The sequence below is a fragment of the Candidatus Allofontibacter sp. genome, assembly GCF_040404065.1.
Lineage (GTDB): Bacteria > Pseudomonadota > Alphaproteobacteria > Pelagibacterales > Pelagibacteraceae > Fontibacterium.
The window spans coordinates 25612-26775 of the sequence record NZ_JBBAJM010000003.1 but is presented as its reverse complement, the minus strand read 5'-3'; the positions used below and the strand labels follow the sequence as shown (position 1 = coordinate 26775).

The 1164-nt window shown below is 21.0% G+C and carries 2 protein-coding genes; one reads left to right on the top strand and one right to left on the bottom strand.

The window, feature by feature from the left end:
- Nucleotides 1–80: 80 nt before the first annotated feature.
- Nucleotides 81–473 carry a hypothetical protein gene (locus tag AC8IG9_RS06290; protein ID WP_507425962.1) on the top strand — a complete coding sequence of 131 codons (393 nt, stop codon included), beginning with the start codon at nt 81–83 and terminating at the stop codon, nt 471–473.
- Nucleotides 474–481: 8 nt separating this feature from the next.
- On the opposite strand, the gene AC8IG9_RS06285 is transcribed toward AC8IG9_RS06290, so the two are convergent.
- Nucleotides 482–1060 (bottom strand): hypothetical protein, encoded by a 579-nt coding sequence (locus AC8IG9_RS06285; RefSeq protein WP_507425961.1) that lies wholly within the window; start codon nt 1058–1060, stop codon nt 482–484.
- Nucleotides 1061–1164 lie beyond the last annotated feature (104 nt).

Here is a 1164-nt window from a genome sequence, read left to right as displayed (position 1 = left end):
TTTTTAAAGTTTTTTGCATACTTTTTTAAAATTTTTAAAGTTTTTTGCATACTTTTTTTTTAAAAAAGTATTTTAATAACATGTCATTTTTTTTTAATATAGAATCTTTAAGTGAATCTTTTGGAGAATTATTTATTACAAAGACACCTAAAGATCAAGATTCCTTTTACATGTCTACAAATATATCAAAATATGAAAAAACTGGAGTTGGGTATATTAATACATATTATTGTAATACAATAAGAGACACTGGTGCATTTTTTATTATAATAAATTCTAAATTTGCCAATGCTATTTTTGCTATATCAAAAACAAATAGAATGGATAATGGTGTAATTAATAAATTGTGTAATTCTGGAGATGACCTTGATATTTTATGGGATCAAGGTGAATATCCATATTTACAATTTACATGTAAAGATAATAAAACTAAAAAACTAGAATTTTATATTAAAGTTGTAACAAGTTTTTAACAAGTTTTTCAATTAATTTCATATTTTTTAAACCAATTTGTAATATCATTTATATTTAACCAAATACTTTCAGTATCAATATGTTTTATTTCATTTGGATTATATACATTTTCCATTACAACATTATTTAGTAATAAATTTTCTACATTATCATTGATTACTTCGTTTGCTATATCTAATAATTCTAAATCTGTTAAAGGTACCTTGTCGACTAACGACGTCTTTATATTCAATACATTTTTAAATATATTTTTTAAAAGTTCTATTTTTTTCATTTTAGTTTCATCTGTTTTTTTAATAATATTTAATATATCATTTTTTATATTTTCATTTTCTGAAATCTGTTTACCTAATCTTTTTTTAATTAAAAATATATTTTCACGTTCTTTATTCCTAATCTCAGACCACTCTTCTTCGTTATTTTTTATATTTTTTTGTTTTGATAAATAGTTATCTGCATCTGGATAAAAATTTTTATCTATAACTGGTAAATTTGTATTATTTTCAACACCTCTTTTTACAGGAATTATTTGACCAAAATTTGTTAATACACCTACTATTTCTTCTTCTTGTAAATTAGTTGTCATGTAATATATTATAATATAATAATATAAAAAATAATATAAATAAACTTTTTTAGTTACTTTTTTTTAGTTACCTTACCGATGACGAACCATCGGTTCGGCAAGGT

Coding starts and splice junctions, on each gene's coding strand:
- AC8IG9_RS06290 (WP_507425962.1), top strand. CDS start 81: ATGTCATTTTTTTTTAATATAGAATCTTTAAGTGAATCTTTTGGAGAA.
- AC8IG9_RS06285 (WP_507425961.1), bottom strand. CDS start 1,060: ATGACAACTAATTTACAAGAAGAAGAAATAGTAGGTGTATTAACAAAT.